This window comes from Nonomuraea sp. NPDC049480 (assembly GCF_044465905.1).
GTDB lineage: Bacteria > Actinomycetota > Actinomycetes > Streptosporangiales > Streptosporangiaceae > Nonomuraea.
Map to the genome: position 1 here is coordinate 17,372 of NZ_JBITMD010000002.1, position 18,742 is coordinate 36,113.

14 protein-coding genes are annotated in these 18,742 nt (G+C 72.1%); 7 read left to right on the forward strand and 7 right to left on the reverse strand.

Annotation, left to right across the window (positions count from 1 at the left end; all coding sequences use genetic code 11):
* The first annotated feature begins 48 nt into the window (after positions 1 to 48).
* On the forward strand, positions 49 to 654 hold the full coding sequence (locus tag ACIBX3_RS05575; RefSeq protein WP_397113443.1) for a DNA-binding response regulator: 606 nt from the start codon (positions 49 to 51) through the stop codon (positions 652 to 654).
* Here the strand turns inward: ACIBX3_RS05575 and ACIBX3_RS05580 are convergent.
* From ACIBX3_RS05580 to ACIBX3_RS05605, 6 genes are all read right to left on the reverse strand, one after another.
* On the reverse strand, positions 640 to 2,625 hold the full coding sequence (locus tag ACIBX3_RS05580; RefSeq protein ID WP_397113445.1) for a prolyl oligopeptidase family protein: 1,986 nt from the start codon (positions 2,623 to 2,625) through the stop codon (positions 640 to 642). The two genes, ACIBX3_RS05575 and ACIBX3_RS05580, sit on opposite strands and share 15 nt — an antisense overlap.
* Positions 2,622 to 4,355: an ATP-binding cassette domain-containing protein gene (locus ACIBX3_RS05585; protein WP_397113447.1), complete on the reverse strand. Its 1,734-nt coding sequence runs from the start codon at positions 4,353 to 4,355 to the stop codon at positions 2,622 to 2,624. The genes ACIBX3_RS05580 and ACIBX3_RS05585 overlap by 4 nt, the downstream gene beginning before the upstream one ends.
* A complete protein-coding gene (locus tag ACIBX3_RS05590; protein ID WP_397113449.1) occupies positions 4,352 to 5,995 on the reverse strand; it encodes an ABC transporter ATP-binding protein in 1,644 nt (547 codons plus the stop codon). Before ACIBX3_RS05590 ends, ACIBX3_RS05585 begins: the two co-directional genes overlap by 4 nt.
* A 74-nt stretch (positions 5,996 to 6,069) precedes the next feature.
* Positions 6,070 to 6,201: a SapB/AmfS family lanthipeptide gene (locus ACIBX3_RS05595; protein WP_397113451.1), complete on the reverse strand. Its 132-nt coding sequence runs from the start codon at positions 6,199 to 6,201 to the stop codon at positions 6,070 to 6,072.
* Positions 6,173 to 8,728: a class III lanthionine synthetase LanKC gene (gene lanKC / locus ACIBX3_RS05600; protein ID WP_397113453.1), complete on the reverse strand. Its 2,556-nt coding sequence runs from the start codon at positions 8,726 to 8,728 to the stop codon at positions 6,173 to 6,175. Before lanKC ends, ACIBX3_RS05595 begins: the two co-directional genes overlap by 29 nt.
* 137 nt (positions 8,729 to 8,865) lie before the next feature.
* On the reverse strand, positions 8,866 to 9,996 hold the full coding sequence (locus ACIBX3_RS05605) for a sensor histidine kinase (RefSeq protein ID WP_397113455.1): 1,131 nt from the start codon (positions 9,994 to 9,996) through the stop codon (positions 8,866 to 8,868).
* 171 nt (positions 9,997 to 10,167) lie between these two features.
* On the opposite strand from ACIBX3_RS05605, the gene ACIBX3_RS05610 reads away from it, so the two are divergent.
* The 4 genes from ACIBX3_RS05610 (at position 10,168) to ACIBX3_RS05625 (ending at position 15,987) form a co-directional block, all read left to right on the forward strand.
* The gene (locus ACIBX3_RS05610; RefSeq protein WP_397113457.1) at positions 10,168 to 11,136 is read left to right on the forward strand and encodes an aldo/keto reductase; all 969 of its coding nucleotides are present in this window, start codon (positions 10,168 to 10,170) and stop codon (positions 11,134 to 11,136) included.
* A 40-nt stretch (positions 11,137 to 11,176) separates the two neighbouring features.
* On the forward strand, positions 11,177 to 12,856 hold the full coding sequence (gene polX / locus ACIBX3_RS05615; RefSeq protein ID WP_397113459.1) for a DNA polymerase/3'-5' exonuclease PolX: 1,680 nt from the start codon (positions 11,177 to 11,179) through the stop codon (positions 12,854 to 12,856).
* 423 nt (positions 12,857 to 13,279) lie between these two features.
* Positions 13,280 to 14,314, forward strand: coding sequence for a sulfite oxidase (locus tag ACIBX3_RS05620; RefSeq protein WP_397113461.1), 1,035 nt, complete (start codon positions 13,280 to 13,282; stop codon positions 14,312 to 14,314).
* A gap of 143 nt (positions 14,315 to 14,457) precedes the next feature.
* Entirely contained in the window at positions 14,458 to 15,987 is a 1,530-nt protein-coding gene (locus ACIBX3_RS05625; protein ID WP_397113463.1) for a wax ester/triacylglycerol synthase family O-acyltransferase, read from the forward strand.
* Here the strand turns inward: ACIBX3_RS05625 and ACIBX3_RS05630 are convergent.
* Positions 15,925 to 16,470 (reverse strand): TetR/AcrR family transcriptional regulator, encoded by a 546-nt coding sequence (locus tag ACIBX3_RS05630; RefSeq protein ID WP_397113465.1) that lies wholly within the window; start codon positions 16,468 to 16,470, stop codon positions 15,925 to 15,927. The two genes, ACIBX3_RS05625 and ACIBX3_RS05630, sit on opposite strands and share 63 nt — an antisense overlap.
* 130 nt (positions 16,471 to 16,600) lie before the next feature.
* Between ACIBX3_RS05630 and ACIBX3_RS05635 the strand changes: the two genes are divergently transcribed.
* A complete protein-coding gene (locus tag ACIBX3_RS05635; RefSeq protein WP_397113467.1) occupies positions 16,601 to 17,173 on the forward strand; it encodes a TetR/AcrR family transcriptional regulator in 573 nt (190 codons plus the stop codon).
* Positions 17,170 to 18,681 carry an MFS transporter gene (locus tag ACIBX3_RS05640; protein ID WP_397113469.1) on the forward strand — a complete coding sequence of 504 codons (1,512 nt, stop codon included), beginning with the start codon at positions 17,170 to 17,172 and terminating at the stop codon, positions 18,679 to 18,681. The genes ACIBX3_RS05635 and ACIBX3_RS05640 overlap by 4 nt, the downstream gene beginning before the upstream one ends.
* Positions 18,682 to 18,742 lie beyond the last annotated feature (61 nt).

The following is an 18,742-nucleotide window of genomic DNA, read 5'->3' on the forward strand; positions in this document are numbered from 1 at the left end:
TTAGGAGGCCCGCAGACGTTGTAGCCCGGCCGACCGCAAGGACGCACGGTGATCCGAACGTTGCTCGCAGAGGACATGAACCTGGTACGAGGGGCGCTCGTGGCGCTGCTGGCTTACGAGGACGACATCGAGGTCGTCGCCGAGGTCGCGCGAGGCGACCGCATCCTGGCCGCCGCCAGCGCCTGCCGTCCCGACGTCGCGGTGATCGACATCGCCCTGCCCGGCAAGGACGGGCTGGCCGCCGCCGGCGAGCTGCACGAGAAACTGCCCGAGTGCGGCGTGCTCATCCTGACCGGCGTGGGCACACCAGGCCTCCTGAAAAGGGCGCTGGACGTTTACGTGCGCGGCTTCATGGCCAAGGACGCGCCGCCGGGGCGGCTGGCGGACGGGATCCGCCGGGTGGCCGAGGGCGAGCGGGTCATCGACTCCGAGCTCGCGATCGCGGCCATGCGGCCGGCGGAGGCGCCGCTGACGCAGCGCGAGCTCGACGTGATCGGCGCCGCCGCCGACGGGGCGTCGATCGGGGAGATCGCCGCGTCGCTGTACCTGGCCGAGGGCACCGTCCGCAACTATCTGTCCAGGACGACGGCCAAGCTGGGGGCGCGCAGCAAGATCGACGCCGTCCGGATCGCCCGCGAGTCAGGCTGGATCTAAGCCGGTCCTGGCGGCGAGGAAGGCGAGGGCGTCGGCCGCCAGCCCGATCGAGCGGCTGACCGCCCGCGCGCCGTGCCCCACGTCCTGCTCGTGCCTGAGCAGGATCGGCCGGTCTCCCCCGGTGGCCCACTGCATCGCGGCGCACATCTTGCGCGCGTGCATGGGATCCACGCGGGTGTCGGCGGCCGAGACCGTGAACAGCGTCGCCGGGTAGTCGGTGCCCTTCCTGACATGGTGGTAGGGCGAGTAGCCGAGCAGCCAGGCGAGCTGCTCGGGGTCGCCGGGGTCGCCGTACTCGCCTTTCCAGGAAGGGCCGAGGCCGCTGAGGTGGTAGCGGGCCATGTCGAGCAGGCCCGCCGAGCACACGGCCGCGGCGAACAGCTCCGGCCGCTGGGTGACGGCGGCGCCGACGAGCAGGCCGCCGTTCGACTCGCCCCAGATGCCGAGCCGCCGGGGCGTGGTCCAGCCGTCGGCGATCAGTTTCCCGGCGGCCGCGGCGAAGTCGTCGAACACGTTCTGCTTGCGTTCCAGCATGCCGTCCCGGTGCCAGGCCTCGCCCTCCTCGCCGCCGCCGCGCAGGTTGGCGACGGCCAGCACGCCGCCCGCCTCGACCCAGGCCAGGGAGTCGGCGGCGTAGCCGGGCATGAGGGGGATGCCGAAACCGCCGTACCCGGTGAGTATCGCCGGCCGGGGGCCGCCGGGCGAGGGCAGGGCGACGACGACCATGCGGACGTGGGTGCCGTCGGCGGAGGCGTACTCGATGTGATGGCTGCGCACGTCGGGCAGCGCGACCCGGCCGGGCGCGGCCGACCAGAGGGTGGTGGCGTTCGTGCGGGCGTCGTACCGCCAGATCTCGGGAGGCGTGACGGCGTCGGTGTAGGCGAACCAGGCCTCCGAGCCGCCCTCGGGGCGGGAGGTGAGCGAGGCGATCGAGCCGCTGCCGGGCAGCGGCACCTCGGCCAGCCGTGCTCCCGTGCGGGCGTGGTGCACGGCGATCTCGCCGACCGCGTGGCGGGTTCTGGACACCAGCAGCCGGTCGCCGTCCAGGACCGTGAACGCGCCCAGCACCGCCTCCGGGTCCTCGGGGATCAGCTCGCGCCAGGCGGCGGGCTCGGCCGGGTCGGCCACGCACAGCCTGCGCCTGGGCGCGTCCCGGTCGGTGAGCAGGTAGAGGCGGCCGTCGCAGGCGACGGCGCCGGCGGTTCGGGCGTGGGCGCCGTCCTGTACGGGGTGGGGGCGGGGGGCGGCGGGATCACCCGCGGACAGGTCGGCCAGCCAGAGGGAGTTGCCGGTCGCGGTGCCGGCGGAGATCATCAGCCAGCGGCCTCCGGCGCTGATCTGGACGCCGTACGAGACCGGTCCCCTGGTGAAGATCGGCCGATCGTCACCGTCCGGTCGGTGCAGGAAGACGCCCTCGTGGAAGCGTACGTAGTAGAACGCCTCGCCGCCGGGCAACCAGGCGACCGGGGAGTAGCGGCAGCCGCCTATGGGGCCGTCGACGACGGCTCCCGAGGCCACGTCCAGGACGTACAGGTCCGCCTTCTCGTCGCCGCTGCGTGAGATCTGGTACGCGACGCGGCGGCCCTCCAGGTCGGGCTGCCAGTCGTCGAGCGTGGTCAGGCCCGTGAGGTCGAGGGTCATGGGGTCCAGGATCGGGGTGTCGTCGCAGTAGAGGACGGGATGCTCCTGTGAGGTGGACTGGCGCAGGTGGAAGCGGCGGTCGCCGCGCCAGACCGGGGGTGTGACCAGACCGGTGACGCTCATCTCCGTCAGCCTGGCCAGGAACCGGTCGCGGTGCGCGAGGGTGGCCGCGGTGGCGCGCCACAGCCGGTCCTGGGCCGCCAGCCAGGTGCGGGTACGGGGCTCGGCGGGATCCTCCAGCCAGCGGTACGGATCCTCGATCTCGTGGCCGTCACGGCGGTCGACGAGGGGGACGCGGTCGGCGGGTGGGTAACTGTCTTGAAATTTCATGACACGGGCTCCGGGTGCCAGTGGCCGGCCAGGTCGGCGTACAGCGGGGAGGCCTTGACCAGTTCGTCGTGGGTGCCGAGCAGGGTCTGGCCGCCGTCCATGAGGAGGATGCGGCGGGCGCGCAGGGCCGAGGTGAGGCGGTGGGCGATCACGATGAGCGTGCCGCCGCGTCGCGCGAATGCGCTCTCCGCCCTCGCCTCGGCGGCGGGGTCCAGGTGGCAGGTGGCCTCGTCCAGGATGATCAGGGGTGCCGGGGTGAGGTAGGCGCGGACGAGCGCGATGAGCTGTTTCTGCCCGGCCGACAGAACCGCCGGCTCCACCACCGCCTCGTAACCGCCCAGCTCGGCGACCAGTTCCCCGGCCCCGACGGCCGCCATGGCCCGCGCCACCAGCCCCTCGGCGGATCCGCCTGGCGCGTGTGCGGTCTCGGCCGTGGTCGTGGTCGTGTGCCGCAGGTATGCGAGGTTCTCCATGAGCGTGCCACGGAAGACGTACGCCTCCTGGGGGATCAGCACGCGGGCGGCGGGATCGACCTGGCCGGCGGGGACGCCGCCGATGAGGACCTCGCCCTCGGCGGGCGGGAGCATGCCGCTGATCAGGGCGGCGAGGGTGGACTTGCCCGCGCCGCTGGGTCCGACGATCGCCAGATGGTCCCCTTCGGGGATGGTCAGGTCGAGCCGGTCGACGACGGGGGTGGAGCGCGGGCCGTAGGCGAAGGTCACGTCGATGAGGCGTGTCTCGGCCGTGAGCGGGTGGATTCTCGGCCGGGAGAAGTGCGGGGGCACGGCCGCGATGATGCGGCTCAGCGCGGCGGCGAGGCGGACGCCGCTGACCCCGAGCCCCTGGACGAGGCCGCCGAGCGCGGGAGCCAGGGACTGGGTGACGTACGCCAGCGCCCCGACGATCACGCCCGCCCCCGCCCCGCCGGCCAGTAACCACGGGGTCCCGGCCAGCAGGAGCAGGACGGGCAGCCAGCCGCCGACGGCGAGGGCGGCGGTGCGGACGGCGGTCACCCCTGCCAGCCGGCGGGCGGCGGCGGCCTGCTCGCCGACCCGGTCGCTCAGCCGATCGCGCACGCGTTCCTGCAGGCCGCACGCCTCGATGTCGCGCAGCCCGCCGGCCATGCCGGTCATCGCCTCGGCCAGGTGCTCGTCGGCCAGCAGGAACGCCCGCTGCCGCCGCGCCAGCGCGGGCAGCGAGGCCAGGAACAGCCCCAGCCCGGCCGCGAACGGCGGCAGCACCAGCAGCAGCGCCTGCGGCGCCAGCGTCATGAGCCCCAGCACCACGCTGATCACCGTGAACGCGAACCCCCGCACGGTCGTGACCACCGCCGCGAACGCGTCCCTGGCCAGCTCGACCTGCAGTCCCGCCCGCGCCACGGCCGCGCTGTCCGCGCCGCTCTCCCGCCGCAGGGCCCCGTGGACGACGTGCGCCAGGAGGTCGTCGCGGAACGGCTCCGCCACGGCCGCGACGGCCAGCACCACCTGTCGGGCGGCGAGGGCGGCGACCACCCACGCGACGCCGAGCCCCGCCAGCCAGGCGAGCCCGATCACCGGCTCGGCCTCGGCGAACCCGTCTTCGATGGCGCGGGCGACGGCGTGCCCGATGAGGAACGCGGGCACCGCCTCCAGCACCGACCACCCGCCGATGCTGATGAGGTGGCGCGGCTCCCGCCCGAGCGCCCTCCAGAACCCGACCCGCACCGGGCCGTCGTGGCGCGAGGGGCTCATGTCGTGGCCTCCTGGAAGACGGCGCGATACGCGGGGTCCTGCCACAGCACGTGGTGCGGTCCCACGGCGCGGACCTTGCCGCCGTCGAGCCACACGACCTGGTCGGCGCGGGCCGCGGTGGCCGGGCGGTGCGCGGCGATGAGGCGGGTGCGGCCGCGGGGGTCGGTGGTGAGGGCGCGGGCGACCTGGCGTTCGGTGACGGTGTCGAGGCTGGAGGTGGCGTCGTCGAGCACCAGCAGCCGCTCGCCCTGGGCGAAGGCCCTGGCCAGGCCGATGCGCTGCCGCTCGCCGCCGGACATGGGGGCGTCGCGCAGGGGCGTGCCGTAGCCGTTCGGGAGCCGGGCGATGAACGTGTCCGCGCACGCGGCCGCCGCCGGTTCCGCCGGGTGCCGCCCGATGGCCTCGCCGATCGTCTCACCCACCAGGACCGGGCGTTCGAAGGCGTACCCGACGGCGCGGCGCAGCTCCTGCCGGCTCAGCTCCGCCAGCGGGACCCCGTCGAGCAGGACGGTCCCGCGTCCGGGGTCGGTGAGCCGGCCCGCGAGAGCGGCGAGGAGGGATTTGCCCGATCCGGACCGGCCCACCACGGCGGTCACGGACCCGCCGGGCAGCGTCAGGTCGCCGGCGGTGAGACCGTTCGCGCTCACGTCGCGGAACTCGACCGTGCCGGGGCCGGGCGGCAGCGTGCGGGTCCCGTGCCTGGTCGGCGGCAGGGACAGGACCTCCGAGACGCGGGAAGCGGCGGCCCGCGCCCTGGCCAGGCCGCCGATGTGACCGAGCGAGGTGCTGAGCGCCGCGCCGAGCACGGCGTAGCGGGCGGCGGCGTACAGCTCGCCGGCCGTGAGCCGGCCGGATGCGAGCATGAAGCCGCCGACGGCGAGGACGGCGACCTCCAGCAGCGGCACGACCAGTCCCGACTGGACGGCGGCGGCCGCGTTGGCGCGCCACAACTCCATGCCGTGCGCCCGCAGCCTCGGCAGCGGGGCGAGCACGCGCCGCACCTCCTGGGCGGCGGTCCCGGCGGCGGCGATGGTGCGGGCGCCGTCCATGGCGGACACGAGCCGGGCGGCGATCTCGCCCTGGACCTCCTGGTAGCCGCCCGCGATCGAGGTGGTGGCGCGGAGGAAGGCACGCAGGACGAGGAGGATGGCCACGATGCCGGCGCCGAGCGTCAGCGTCAGAACGGGGGCGATGAGAGTGAGCGCGACCAGCGCGCCCACCGTGGGCACGAGGAGGGCGAGCGCGCTGGTCACGGTCTCGGGCGCGCGGCCGGCCTCCTCGGCGTTGAGTCCGGCGCGCGTGACGAGCTCCCCTTCGGGGAAGCGGCGGGTGGCCGCGTGCCCGGCGCCGAGAACGTGGCGCAGAAGACCGCGGCGCAGCGTGGCGGCGGCGTGGGCGCTGCTCGCGCCGCGGGCCCAGACGCCGATGCTCTCGCAGAGCAGCACGACGGTGATCGCTCCGGCGCAGCCGGCGAGCCAGAGGCCCGGCCGCCCGGAGACGAGGGCGTCCACGGCGCGGCCGATGACGTACGGGACCGCCAGCTCGGCGGCCGCTCCGGCGACCGCGGTGACGGCCAGCACGGCGGGCCACGGTCCGCCACGCCGGATCATGCCGATCAGGAGCCGGTCCCCTGTCCCCACCGCGCCTCCTTCGTCGCTACCGTCGGAGGGGTCCCCACGCCACCACGAACGGCGCGGGGACCCTATGTCATGCATCAGTGGCAGAGAGCGACACTGAGGTTGCTGGGCTTGCCGGAGTGACATCCGAGAACCGTGAGCGTGCTGCCGCCGCTGGCCACGTCGCTGGCCGCGGGAGCCTCAAGACCCTGCAGGTCGAGAAGTACCATGTCGTACACCTCCTTCCAAGGTGTCGTCGGGGGTAGGCCGCTCGGGCGCGGCCTCCAGGAACGGCAGGCGGGCCGGCTGGTCGCCCAGCACCGCGCCGAGGGCGAAGAGCACGCCCGCCGTTCCGGTCGCGAAATCCATGGAGAGCCGCAGCAGCTGGTCGCCGGGGAATGCCAGGCCTCCCCCGTACGGGAGCGCGTGCCATCTCAAGCCCTTGACCAGGCCGGCATCGGGGAATGCCGCGATGAGTCCCGCCCGCCCGGTGAACAGCCCGGCCTGGACGAAGAAGCCGGAGCGCCCGGCCAGCCGCAGCCCGGCCAGCGCCGCCGCGAGCTCCTCGTCGGACCGGTGCGCCAGGTAGCGCTCCAGCACCAGGGCGATGCCGGCGGACCCCTCGTCCAGGTACGGCAGCAGCCGCCACCCCTGGTCGACCTGGAGCGAGCCGTCCTCGGACGCCCGGCAGCGCCGGAGGTCCTGCCGGAGCGCGGTCGCCGCCAGGTCGAGCAGCGCCGGGTCGCCGGTGTGCTCGTACGCGCGCAGGAACAGCAGCGCGGGTCCCGACGAGCCGTACATCAGCCCGGCGCGCGGGTTGGCGCCGCCGCTGATCTCGGGGACGGGCGCGGCGAGCCGCTCGGCGCAGATGTCGACGGCGCGGAGGGCCAGGCCGGGGTGGCCGAAGCGGAGGAGGTTCATGCCGATGCCGGACAGGCCGGAGTACAGCGCGGACTCCAGACGCTCCCAGTTCTCGCGCAGGCAGACGCCGATCAGCTCGTGCGCGTCGTCGTGGTGCCCGAGCAGGTCGAGCACGTACGCGATGCCGTGCAGCCCGTCGTACAGGCCGAGGCCGGAGCCCTGGGCGGGGCGGCGGGCGCGCTCGCGTAACCAGCGTTCGTAGTCGGGGAAGGGCCCCAGGCCGGCTGCGTGGAGGGCGAAGAGCACGCCGGCGGCGCCGTGCGCCAGGTTGAGCCCGCCACCCGGCTGGAACTGGGCCACGTCGCCGGGGAACAGCCGGTCGTCGCGGTCCGGGGTGGCGCTCGCCACGATGGCCCGGCGCATCGCGTCCCGCAGCTCCGGCCAGGAGGCCTCCCCTGGCATCGGCACGGGGGTCTGCTCGCGAGCGCCGCCGGCGATGGTCGCGACGGCCGCGTCGATCAGGCCCGCGGGCACGGGGAACGTCTCCTTGACGATCTCCCCGAGGTGGACGACCTTCGGCCGGTGCAGCGGCAGCATGATCGTGCACTGCGGCGCGAACAGGCCGAGGCGCAGGCAGGCCAGCGCGTACCTGTCCACGTCGAGGCCCTGCCGGTCGGCGGGCGGGGCGAAGGCGGGGTGGGCGAGCGCGGCGCGGGCCCGGTCGCCGGCCGATGCGGCCACCTCGTAGTCGATCAGCGCCACCCGGCCGCTCTCGGTCAGCAGGATGTTGTCGGGGTGCAGGTCGCCGAAGACGACGCCGCGCTCGTGCAGCGACGCGACGGCGGACTCGACGCTCTCCAGCGTCTCGACCGCCCACGCGGTGTACTCGGCGAGGTCGCGGCCGGTGCAGGTGGCGCGGGTCAGCGGGTAGCGGAACACCAGACGCCGCTGCAGCGGCGTGCCGTCGACGAACTCCTGCACGAGGAAGTGGTGCTCGCCCAGCGTGAAGTAGTCGCGCAGCGCGGGCGCCGCGGGCAGCCCGTCCAGGCGGCGCAGGATGTCGCGCTCGTGTGCGAGGCGGGTGACGGCGTCGCGCCCGGCCGCGTCGAGCCCGGCGTGCGGCCTGGCCTCCTTGAGCACCACCCGCTCCCCCGTGCGCGTGTCCCGCCCCAGGTAGACGCCCCCGCCGTTGGAGAAGTGCAGGACGCTCTCGATCGCGTACGGCAGCCCGCCCGTCGTCACGGCGTTGCGCGCGGCCAGATGCGGCTCCAGGAACGCGGGCAGCGTCGTCCACGGCGGCACCGCGAACGTGGCGCCTCGCACGTCGGGCACGAGCCGCCCGTCGCCGTCCTCGACGGCCAGGACGCGCTCGCCGGAGGCGGACAGGCAGCGCCGCTCGGCGAACCCGCCGTACCTGACGAACAGCGGGCCGTCACCGTAGCGCAGGTCGCTGAGGATGTACGGGCCGCGCACATCCCGCAGCAGCTCGTCGAGCTCCTTCAGCACCAGCTCCAGCTGGCCCTCGTCCCGGGGGTAGATCGTGATCAGCTTGCCGCTCGACGCCCGGGAGGCGGCCTTGGAGTTGACCATGACGAGCACGGGGGCGCCGCGCAGGAACTTGAACGCGATCGCCCGCGGCACGCAGTAGTCCCACACGGCGGCGATCGCCTTCTCGGCATCCTCGACGCGGGCGGACACGTGGATCTTCCAGCCCTGGGCGGGCAGCGGCTCCGCGCCGCCGGGGGCGTAATAGGACCAGGTGTCGGTCAGGTCGTGGGACCAGCCGTGCGGTACGGGTTTCCGCAGAAGGGGAAAGTCGGCGTCCTCAGCCGTGCTGTGCTCGATCGTGTCATAGAAACGGGGATCGGCAAGGCAATACAGCTCGTACTTGTCCATCGGGCGCTGACCTCCTGGGGCGGCGTGATTCAAAGCCTGACGCCCGAGAGACTTTCGGTCTAGTTACACACAACATTGCCGAAATATGCCTATTGAATTTTCATTTGTGTATTTATCATAATAAATCAGGCAATGGATTATTTCTTTCGTGGGACGTACACGCTGAACGTGAACTGGCCCGCGCGTGAGGACGTCGCCTCCAGCCAGCCGCCGAGGCCGGACACCCGCTCGGCCAGGTTCAGCAGGCCCTGTCCCGTGTCGCCGGGGCGGCGCGGCGGGCGCACTCCGTCGTTCCTGATCGTCAGGCGGATCAGCTGGTCGCGTTCGAGCAGGTGGATGGAGCACTGGCGGGCCTCGGCGTGCCTGAGCACGTTCGTCACGCCCTCGCGCAGGGCGTGAGTGAGCGACTCCTCGGCCTCCTCGGGCAGGTCGCGGCAGGACACCTTGATCTGGCAGCGCACCCGCGCCGACTCCAGCAGCGCCCGCGCCGAGCCCAGCTCGGCCGCCAGGGAGGAACTGCGCATGCCGTGGGCGACCGCCCTGACGTCGGCGGACAGCCCGCGCAGCAACTCGAGCGTCTCCTCCAGCTCCTCCCCCGCCTTCCCGTCCCCCTCGGCCACCAGCCGCTGCACGAGCTGCGCCTTCAGCACGAGCACGGTCAGCCGGTGGCCGACCAGGTCGTGCAGGTCGCGGGTGAAGCGGCGGCGCTCCAGCGCGACGGCTTTGCGCATGACGTCGGTACGGGCCTCGGCCAGCCGCTGGGCCCGCTTGGTCAGGGACACCAGCGCGTACTCGACCAGGCCGACGAGCGGGCCGGCGACCGCCCAGAGCAGGTGGATCATCGACTGCTGGGGCGCGGCGAGCAGCACCAGGCCGCTGGCCGGCGCGAGCAGGGTCAGCACCACCGACCGGATGCGGCCCGCCATCACCAGCAGGGCGCCGGACAGCAGCCCGCAGACCGGGGTCCAGGCCGGGCCGAACACGGTGAGCGGCAGATACGTCAGCCACGCCTGCACGGCCACGATCCACCACGAGCCGGCCCGGCGCACGGGAGTCTCCATGATGAACTTCGCGTGCAGGGCGAGCAGGACGATCAGCGTGATGGAGCCGGCGACGGCCTGCCCCGCCTTCGCCAGCTCGACCACGATCGGCACGGAAAGCCCGGCACCGCCGGCGACCAGGCCGAGGCCGCCTGCCCAGAGGGGAGAGGAGAAGGCCTCCAGCTTGGAACGTGCCCATGCCGCGAGCCCACGGTGTTCGCCTTCCACCTCACCCCCGGATGCGCCTGGCCACGGTGCGAGAGCACCCACCGCTGCCCCGTCCCTCTAATCGACATGATCTACACCGTCTCTGTAAAGGTCGTTTCCGCTTTTGGACAAGCCTGACTCTGGGTGGGACCAGGCGGTTAACCTGTGCGTTCGCCCCCTATGGTGATTTGCATGGATTACATGCGACTTGGTGACACGGGCTTGACGGTTTCGCGGGTGTGCCTGGGGATGATGAGCTACGGCGACCCGGCCCGGCAGAAGTGGGCGCTGCCGCAGGAGCAGGCCGAGCCGATCGTCCGCAGGGCGGCTGAGGCGGGCGTGACGTTCTTCGACACCGCCGACGTCTACAGCCAGGGCGAGAGCGAGGTCGTGACCGGCAACATGCTGCGCGCGATCTTCCCGCGGCGCGAGGACTACGTGCTGGCGACCAAGGTCTATTTCCCGATGGGCGAAGGGGTCAACGACCGCGGCCTGTCCCGCAAGCACATCCTGTCCTCCATCGACGCCTCACTCGAACGGCTGGGCACCGACTACGTGGACCTCTACCAGATCCACCGGTGGGACGACGAGACGCCCATCGAGGAGACCATGCAGGCGCTGCACGACGTGGTCAGGTCGGGCAAGGTCCGCTACATCGGCGCGTCCTCCATGTGGGCCTGGCAGTTCGCCAAGGCGCAGCAGGCGGCCGAGCGCAACGGGTGGACGAGGTTCGTCTCGATGCAGGACCACTACAATCTGCTCTACCGCGAGGAGGAGCGCGAGATGCTCCCGCTCTGCCTCGACCAGGGCGTGGGCGTGATCCCGTGGAGCCCGCTGGCCCGCGGCGTGCTGGCCAGGGCGGGGTCGGCGGCCACGACCACCCGGGCGGGGTCCGACGCGCGCATCGACGCCCTCTACGACCCGGAGAACGACAAGCTGATCCTCGACCGGGTGGCGCAGGTGGCCGCCGGCCGCGGGCTGCCGGCCGCGCAGGTCGCCCTGGCCTGGCTGCTGCACCAGCCGGCCGTCACCGCGCCGATCGTCGGGGCCACCAAGGACCGGCACGTCGACGACGCCGTGGCGGCCGTGGACGTGCCGCTGTCGGAGGACGAACTGGCGTTCCTGGCGGAGCCGTACCGGCCGCGCGAGGTGCGGTTCTGACCCATCCCGGATTGTCGGCCCGGCCCCCTAAGGTATGGGCATGCGGGCAAATGAGGAGGCGGCGTCGGCGCTGCAGGAATACGCGGAGCTGTTCGCGCTCTGCGGCGGCGACGCCTTCCGGGTGCGGAGCTACCAGAAGGCGGCCAAGGCCATCGCGGGGTTCCCCGAGGACATCTCGGTCGTCGACGTGCGCAGCGTCCCCGGGGTCGGCGAGGCGATCGCCAAGAAGATGGAGGAGTTCCTGCAGCGGGGGAGCTTCCGGCAGCTCGACGACCTGCGGGGGCGGGTCCCGGATGGCGTGCGCAAGCTGACGAAGGTGCCGACCCTGGGCCCGAAGACGGCGATCATGCTGTTCGAGGACTACGGCATCGACTCCACCGACGCGCTGCGCGAGGCGATCACCTCCGGCCGCCTCGACGGCGTCAAGGGCCTCGGCGCCAAGACCCTGGCCAACCTGCTCAAGGGCATCGAGCAGCTCGAGCAGTCCGGCCGCCGGGCGCACATCGGCGTCGCGATGTCGCTGGCCGAGCAGGTGATGTCCTCGCTGACGGCCGAGCGGATCGCGTACGCGGGGTCGCTGCGGCGGATGAAGGACACGATCGGCGACATCGACATCCTGGCGGTCGCGCCCGAGTCGATCATGGCGGAGTTCCGCGCGCAGCCGTACGTCGCCGAGGTCATCGCGGCCGGCGACAAGAAGACCTCGATCCGCACCACGTCCGGCACTCAGGTGGACCTGCGCGTGGTCCCGGCCGAGTCGTGGGGCGCGGCCATGCAATATTTCACCGGTTCCAAGGAGCACAACGTCGCCATCAGGGAGATGGCGGTGAAGAAGGGCTGGAAGCTGTCGGAGTACGGCCTGTTCGAGGGCGAGCGGGTGATCGCCGCCGCCACGGAGGAGGACATCTACGCCGCCCTCGGCATGCAGTACGTCCCGCCGCCGATGCGGGAGGACGGCGGTGAGGTCAAGGCCGCGCTCCGGGGCGAGTTGCCGGCGCTCGTGGAGCTGCCGGACCTCAAGGGCGACCTGCACACGCACACCGATCTGACGGACGGCATCGCCTCGCTGGAGGACATGGTGGCGGCCGGGCACGCCCGCGGCTACGCCTACTACGCGGTCACCGACCACGCGCCGGACCTGGCCATGCAGCGGATGACGCTGGACAAGGCGCTGGAGCAGCGGGGCCAGGTGGCCCGGCTGCAGGAGAAATATCCCGACATGCGGCTCCTGCACGGCACCGAGCTCAACATCGCGCCGGACGGGTCGGTCGACTGGCCCGGGGAGATTCTGCGGGAGTTCGACGTGTGCGTGGCCTCGGTGCACTCGCACTTCGGGATGTCACGGGACGAGATGACCCGCCGCTTCATCGCCGCCTGCGAAAACCCGTACGTCGACATCATCGGGCATCCCACCACTCGCAAGATCGGCAAGCGGGCGGCGGTGGACGCCGACTGGGACGCCGTCTTCCGCGCGGCCGCCCGCACGGGCACCGCCATGGAGATCGACTCGTTCCCGGACCGGTCGGACCTGCCGTCGGATCTGGTGCGGCTGGCCAAGCACCATGGGGTGAAGTTCTCGATCGACAGCGACTCGCATGCGATTCCGCATCTGGCGAACCAGCGGTTCGGGATCGGGATCGCGCAGCGGGCGTGGCTGACCCCGGACGACGTCATCAACACCTGGCCTCTGGACCGGCTCCTGGCATTCCTGGGCCGCTAGCCCAGGTGCGTCCCAAAGCCGCTCCCCTCGCCATCGACCAGCGCGAGCGGCTCAAGGCGACGCAGAGGGCCCGGCCACGCCGGCGGACATCAGCCCCGGAGCGACTTCCGGTCGACGCCGATCGGCGTGGACACCAAGGGCACCTCTTGTATTCCGACCGGCTCGAAGAAACGGTCCAGAGCAAATAAGCGGCATATGGCTGCCCTGTTCACTCGACGCCTTGTCATGACCTTTGTCTCGTCAGGCGGGTTGCAGTTGTGGAGGAGCGCACCTCGGGTAGAGGCGGGTTGGAACGTTCCCTCTCTCGTCGGACGCGACTCGCGGGCGGTTCGGCGAAAGGAGGGTGCGCGGAGTCGGCGACCACGATTAGATGGTTTACAGATAGGGAATGGGTGTTGTGAGGTGAGGTCGATGGAGCAAACCATGGCGACGATCGTGAAGCCGCTGCCCGACCACCTGTTCAGGGTGCACGACGAGAGTGCCGAGATGCGGTGGGAGGCCATGTCGGGGCAGGGATACCACACGCCGATCGACCGGTTCTTCGTGCGGAACCACACCTTCAGCCCGCTCATCGACGTCACCACCTGGCGCCTGCGGCTGCATGGCGCGGGGATCCGATGTCCGCGCGAGTTCGGCTACGCCGAGCTCCGGGCCATGCCGTCGCGGACGTACGACGTGGCGATCGAATGCGCCGGGAACGGGCGGCGGTTCTACGGGACCCAGCAGCACGACGCCGCCCCCGGCACGCAGTGGGGCCTCGGGGCGATCGGGGTCGCGCGGTGGCGAGGCGTGCCGCTGAGACACCTGCTCCAAGAGGCCGGGATACGACGCGAGGCCGTGGACGTGCTGCCGTCCGGCCTGGACGCGCCGTTCGAGGACTACGGCCACGTACGCCGGCCGCTACCGGTCGAGAAGGCCATGGACGACGTGCTCGTGGCGTACGAGATGAACGGCGAGCCACTGCCTCCCGACCATGGATTTCCCGTGCGACTGGTGGTGCCGGGATGGGTGGGAATAGCGTCGATCAAATGGCTCGGCGACATGGAAATTTCAACGAAGAAGCTCTTCACCCCATGGAACACGGTCTTTTATGCGGACGTCACGACAAACCCGGTGAAGAGCGCTTTCGAACTCGCCTGGAACGCCCGCCTGCCTCTCGGCGGGCCGCTTGTCCTGCACGGGCGATCCTGGTCGGGGCACGGCCGGATCGTCCGGGTCGAGGTCAGCTTCGACGGCGGCCTCAGCTGGCGGGAGGCCGAGCATCACGGGCATCACCTGGTCGGCGCCTGGTTGCCGTGGCACGTCGGGTGGGCTCCCCGGCGCACCGGGAGGTACATGCTCATGGCCAGGGCGACCGACGAGACTGGGGCCACCCAACCCCTGTTCACGCCCCGGCACCCGTTCGGCTATCACTTCGACGCGGTCGTGCAACACCCGATTCACGTTGTCATCGGATAGGTAATTGTCACCGATCCCGGCTGAGCTGGAGATTTACTTTACACGCGTACGGCCCGGCTGAATTCATCTGAAAGACTCTCGCGGAAACCTTCTGGAAATCCCCCCATGTGATGCTGCCCGCACGCCGGGAAAAAGGAGAGCAGATGCGCCAGCTGACCGCACTCGACGCCCAGTTCCTCAATGTCGAGACGGCGACCACCGCCGCGCACGTGGCGGGACTGGCGATACTCGACTCGGCGGAGGGGGCGGTCAACCGGGAGGCGCTGGCCGAGCTGCTGCTCGACCGGCTGCACCTGTCCCCCGCGCTCAGCCTGCGGCTGGCCGAGGTACCGCTGGGGCTGGACCATCCCTACTGGGCGCCGGATCCCGGCTTCGACATCGGCAACCATCTGTTCGAGCTGACGCTGCCCGCGCCGGGGCACGACTGGCAGCTGGCCGAGGCGGTGGCGCGGATCCACGCCCGCCGGCTCGACCGGGCACATCCACTGTGGGAGATGCACCTGATCAACGGGTTGCCGGAGGGCCGGGTGGCCGTCTACACGAAGGTGCACCACGCGGCCATCGACGGCATCTCGGGCGCGGAGACCCTGGCCACCCTGCTCGACCTCACCCCGGACGGCCACCTCACCCGCCGAAACCTCCCCACGACGAGCCGGCGAGCCCACACCGCCGCCAACGGCCACCCTGAGCCGGAGACCGGCGCCCAGGACGCTCCAGGACTGATCGGCATGCTGGCCGGAGCCGCCGTACGAACGGCGACCCACCCGGTGCGAGCCGTCCAGTCGGTGGTCAAGGCGGTCGAGGACCTGGACGCCATTCCCCTGGCCGCGGGCGTGCCCGGCGCGAAGCTCATCGCCAAGGCCGCGCGGCTGGTGGCCAGGGACCGGCCCAACCGGCCCGAGCTGCCGAGCCTGTCCGTCCCCCGCACCCCGTTCAACGGCCCCATCAGCGCCCGCCGCCACCTCTCCTTCGGCTCGGTGCCGCTCAAGGACGTCAAGAACGTCGCCAAGGCCAACGGCATGAGCGTCAACGACGTGGTCATGACCCTGTGCACGTCGGCCCTGCGTTCGTGGCTGGACGAGCGTGACGTGCTCCCGGAGGAGCCGTTGATCGTCGCCGTCCCGGTGGCGGTCCGTACGGCGGGGGCGAAGGACCTGGTGGGAAACCAGATCTCCGCCATGATCGCCCCCATGCCCACGAACGTGTCCGACCCGCACGAGCGCCTGCAGGCGGTGGGCGCGACCATGGGCCGGGCCAAGCGGCGATTCGCGCTGGCGCCGGCGACCTGGCTGAGCGAGCTGTGCTCCATGCTGCCCGCCCCGGTCACGAGCCTGGCCACGCCGGCGATCTTCCGGCTGGCGGGCATGGCGTTCCCGCCGATCAACCTGATCATCAGCAACGTGCCGGGCCCGCAGTTCCCGCTGTACCTGTGCGGCGGGCGGGTGCTGTCGTACTATCCGCTGTCCGTGCTGACCGACATGAGCGGCGGCCTGAACATCACGTGCTTCTCCTACGACGGCATGCTGGACTTCGGCATCGTCGCCTGCCCCGAACGCGTGGACGAGGTGTGGGGGCTGCTCGGCCACCTGCGTACGGCGCTGGACGAGCTGCTAGACGAGCGTGTGGGCGATGAGTTCCGCGACGGCGTCGGGGTCGATCTGATGGCCCGTTAGCTGCCAGAGGTTCTCCTGATAGAGCAGGACGGCGGCGAACATGGCGGCCGCCACCTCCAGTCTGGCCGCGTCCCCGCGCGCGCCCGGCTGTGCCAGCTCCAGCGCGAATCGGGCCCGTCTGACGAGCTCGTTGTTGAGGCGTCCGAGCCGTTCCTTGACCGAGCCGTGTGTGTCGGCCTCGCGGAACAGGATGCGCCGCATCGCCGGTGAGGCCCGCAGCGGCAGCCCGCGCGCGAGCCTGGCCAGTGTGCCGGCCGGATCGCCGGGGACCGCGTCGACCTCGCGCCCCTCCTCGATGTGCGTACGCTCGTTGACAAGAGCGACCAGTACGTCGATCTTGCGCGGGAAGTAGTCGAAGATCAGCCCTTTGCGCACTTTCGCGAACCTGGCGATGACCGCAGTCGGAGTGGCCTCGTAACCGGAGCCCGCGAACAGCTCCTCTGCCGCGTCCAGGATGCGCGTGCGCGCGTCACCCGTCACCACAGCACGAACCATAGCGCCACCTGCGGCTTCGCGCCACGTCTTCGTGCCGCGCCGAACCTAGGCGCCACCGTTGTGCGTCTGTTGTGTAGCATATGAGACAAATTTGTCGCAGACGATACGGCGGTGTCTGATGGCGATGAGCCGAGAGCAGATCATGACGGCGGCGATCCAGCACCTCAACGAGAGCCCGTCCGCCTCCATGGCGCAGCTCGCCGAGGCGGTCGGGATCAGCCGGGCCACGTTGCACCGGCACTTCAGCAGCCGGGAGGAGCTGATGCTCGCCCTGAGCCGGCGCGGCCACGACCAGTGGGAGCGGGTCCAGCTGGACGCCGGCCTCGAAGCGGCGACCGCTTCCGGGGATCGGGAAATGCTCGAGAAGGCCATGCGCGCCCTGCTCGTCGGCCTGATCGAGGTGGCCGACGAGTACGCCTTCGGCCTGACCGACTACGCGCTGGCCTACCACCCGGAGTTGCAGCGCCGCGTGGCGGAACTGGAGGACCGCGAGCTCGCCTTCTACACCGCCGCGCAGCGCGCCGGCCTGCTGAGCACCCGGCTGCCCGCCCGCTGGGTCGGCTCCCTCATGTACGGGCTGCTGGTGGCCGTGCGGGACAGCCTGCGGCACGGGGACATCGCCCGGCGGGACGTCCCCGGGCTGCTCCTGGACACGTTCCTGCACGGCGCCGCCCCCCGGAGGGACTCATGACGATCACCACGCCGCCGGTCTCGGCGAAGCGCCGCTGGGCCGGCCTGGCCGTGCTGTCGGCCAGTGTGCTGCTCGTGGTCATGGACATGACCGTGCTCAACGTCGCGCTGCCGGCGCTCTCGGCGGACCTGCGGCCCAGCTCCGTCGAGCTGCTCTGGATCGTGGACGCGTACGGGCTGGTGCTGGCCGGGCTGCTGGTCACGGTGAGCGCGCTGGGCGACCGGTGGGGGCGCAAGCGGATGTTGCTGACCGGGTTGGCGGTGTTCGGGCTGGCCTCGCTGGCGGTGCTGCTCGCCGACCGCCCGGCGGAGGTGATCGCGGTACGGGCGCTGCTCGGCGTCGGCGGTGCGATGATCATGCCGTCCACGCTCTCCATGATCCGCAACCTGTTCACGGACCCGGGCGAGCGTGCCACGGCGCTGGGCGTGTGGTCGGCGATGGCCGCGGTGGGCGCCGCGCTGGGGCCGATCCTGGCCGGGTTCCTGCTGGAGCACTTCAGCTGGCACTCGGCGTTCCTGCTGAACGTGCCGGTCATGGTGGTCGCGATCGGCGCCGGGCTGTTCCTGCTGCCCGAGTCCAGGAGCCCGAGCCCCAGCCGCTGGGACGCGCTCGCCACGGTGCTGGTGATGACGGGCATGGTGGCGCTGGTGTACGCGGTCAAGAGCTTCGGCAAATACGGCCTGACCGCGCCGAGCGCGCTGGTGGCGACGGCGGTCGCGGCCGTGGCGCTGGGCTGGTTCGCGGCGCGGTGCCTGGGCAGGCCCGATCCGCTGCTGGAGCTCAGGCTGTTCCGCAGCGGCCCCTTCTCCGCCGGGGTGACGACGGCGCTGACCACGTCGATCGCGATGGGCGCGGTGCTGTTGCTGCTCGCGCAGTGGATGCAGCTCGTGCAGGGCTACTCGCCGCTGGAGACCGGCGTGCGGCTGCTGCCCGCCGCGCTGGCCGCGCTCGTCGCCTCACCACTGGCCCCGTCGCTGGCGGGCAGGATCGGCGCGCGTACGGTCCTCGCGGGCGGGCTGGCGGTGACGGCCGCGGGCTTCATGCTGGTGTTCCTGGCGCCGGCGCCGCTGGGCTACTGGCCGGTCGCGGGCCTCCTGGTGCTGGTCGGCGTCGGGAACGGCGCGCTGGGAGTCGCCTCCGCGATGATCATGTCCGGTTCGCCCGCCGCCAAGTCGGGCAGCGCGGCGGCCATCGAGGAGACCAGCTACGACCTCGGCGGGGCGCTCGGCGTGGCCGTGCTCGGCAGCGTCGCGGCGGCCGTGTACCGCGGGGCGCTCGACTACGCGGGTCCGGCGGCCGGGGTCGCGCGGGAGTCGCTGGGCGGGGCGCTCGGCGTGGCCGGCGAGCTGGGCGCGGCGGGTGCCGCGCTGGCCGGGCGGGCGACGGCGGCGTTCACCGGCTCGCTGGCGCTGACCAGCGGGGCGGGCGCGGCGCTGATGCTGGCGGGCGCGCTGGTGGTGTGGCTGCTGACACCGCGCGACCTCGACCTGTCCGCCCCTCACCGCTGAGCGCCGCCGGCGCCGGCGCGCAACCGGGGAGCCGTCGAAGGCCGCCCTCGGCGAGGTGCGG

Coding starts and splice junctions, on each gene's coding strand:
- ACIBX3_RS05635 (WP_397113467.1), top strand. CDS start 16,601: ATGGCGATGAGCCGAGAGCAGATCATGACGGCGGCGATCCAGCACCTC.
- polX (WP_397113459.1), top strand. CDS start 11,177: ATGCGGGCAAATGAGGAGGCGGCGTCGGCGCTGCAGGAATACGCGGAG.
- ACIBX3_RS05580 (WP_397113445.1), bottom strand. CDS start 2,625: ATGAAATTTCAAGACAGTTACCCACCCGCCGACCGCGTCCCCCTCGTC.
- ACIBX3_RS05585 (WP_397113447.1), bottom strand. CDS start 4,355: ATGAGCCCCTCGCGCCACGACGGCCCGGTGCGGGTCGGGTTCTGGAGG.
- ACIBX3_RS05595 (WP_397113451.1), bottom strand. CDS start 6,201: ATGGTACTTCTCGACCTGCAGGGTCTTGAGGCTCCCGCGGCCAGCGAC.
- ACIBX3_RS05625 (WP_397113463.1), top strand. CDS start 14,458: ATGCGCCAGCTGACCGCACTCGACGCCCAGTTCCTCAATGTCGAGACG.
- ACIBX3_RS05640 (WP_397113469.1), top strand. CDS start 17,170: ATGACGATCACCACGCCGCCGGTCTCGGCGAAGCGCCGCTGGGCCGGC.
- lanKC (WP_397113453.1), bottom strand. CDS start 8,728: ATGGACAAGTACGAGCTGTATTGCCTTGCCGATCCCCGTTTCTATGAC.
- ACIBX3_RS05610 (WP_397113457.1), top strand. CDS start 10,168: ATGGATTACATGCGACTTGGTGACACGGGCTTGACGGTTTCGCGGGTG.
- ACIBX3_RS05620 (WP_397113461.1), top strand. CDS start 13,280: ATGGCGACGATCGTGAAGCCGCTGCCCGACCACCTGTTCAGGGTGCAC.